This is a genomic window from Variovorax glucosi (genome assembly GCF_051216695.1).
Taxonomy (GTDB): Bacteria; Pseudomonadota; Gammaproteobacteria; order Burkholderiales; family Burkholderiaceae_C; genus Variovorax.
This window is the reverse complement of record NZ_JBPJZE010000356.1, coordinates 1-1,065: the sequence shown is the minus strand read 5'-3', so window position 1 is coordinate 1,065 and position 1,065 is coordinate 1. Positions and strand designations below refer to the sequence as shown.

Below are 1,065 nucleotides of genomic sequence, written 5' to 3'. Positions count from 1 at the left end.
CACCCGCGCGATCGCAATCCTACGGCTTCTCGGGCGCTCCGAGCAGGCGATGGGCGTCAAGGCCATTGCCGACGAGCTCCAGCTCGTTCCCAGCACCTGCTTGCACATCCTGCGCGCGCTGATCGTCGAAGACCTGGTCAAGATTGACAGCGGCACCAAGCGATATTCGCTGGGCACCGGCATGCTGAGCCTGGCGCGCAGTGCGATCGAGAGCAGCAGCTTCGCCAGCCTCGCACAGCCGGTACTGGACGCCCTGGCCAAAGACTGGAACGTGACGATGATCGGCGTCGAGACCCATGACATGGAGCCGATGGTCGTGCTGGCCTTGTCGCGCTCCAACGCTCCGTTCCGTCTGCACGTGGATGTCGGCAGCCGTTTCCCTGCGCTGGTCAGCGCCACGGGGCGCCTGGTGGCGGCCTTCAGCAGCGAGACGTGGCCGCAGATCGAAAAGCGTTTCAAGACCCTTCGCTGGGACAAGCCGATCGATCTTGCCATGTGGAAACGCGAGGTCGAGCAGGTCCGCAAGCGCGGCTTCAGCATCGATCGCGGCCATTACATGAGCGGCGTGACGGTGATTGCGGTCCCGTTGCTCGATGCCTCCGGACGGGTTGCGCACACACTTGTCGCCACTGGTCTTTCCGACAAACTAGCTGGCACGGCGGGTACCGACCTCGCCTTGGCCATGAAGAAGGAAGCCGATGCGCTGTCGGCGCTGCTTCCATCCCGCAGGTGAGCAGGCTTTCCTTCTCGGTCCGAGCGAGCCAAGGATGATCTGACTGAGCACTTCCCGAACTCGTCTTGCGGGTTGTTCCGATGCCTGCGGACACGCACCTGGCCAAGGTGCACCGCCAGGGGCATTCTGGAGGTCCGCAATGACCGCTAGGGCTGGCGCAGCTCGCGCTTCAAGACTTTTCCGTAGCTGTTTTTCGGAAGCTCCGGCACGAAGACGTAGTGCTTGGGCCGCTTGAACCTCGCGATGTGCGCGACGCAATGCGCATCCAGCACCTGCGGCGTCACATCGGGCTTCGCCACGATATAGGCGACCACGATTTCGCCCCATTCCTC

2 protein-coding genes are annotated in these 1,065 nt (G+C 63.3%); one reads left to right on the top strand and one right to left on the bottom strand.

Annotated features, from left to right (window positions below; all coding sequences use genetic code 11):
* Nucleotides 1-10: 10 nt before the first annotated feature.
* Nucleotides 11-733, top strand: a complete 723-nt coding sequence (locus tag ACSFA3_RS25625) for an IclR family transcriptional regulator (RefSeq protein ID WP_435508129.1) — start codon at nucleotides 11-13, stop codon at nucleotides 731-733.
* A 146-nt stretch (nucleotides 734-879) separates the two neighbouring features.
* Here ACSFA3_RS25625 and ACSFA3_RS25620 read toward each other — a convergent pair.
* Nucleotides 880-1,065, bottom strand: a 186-nt coding sequence (locus ACSFA3_RS25620) for an AMP-binding enzyme (protein WP_435508128.1), incomplete at its 5' end; no start/stop codon positions are given.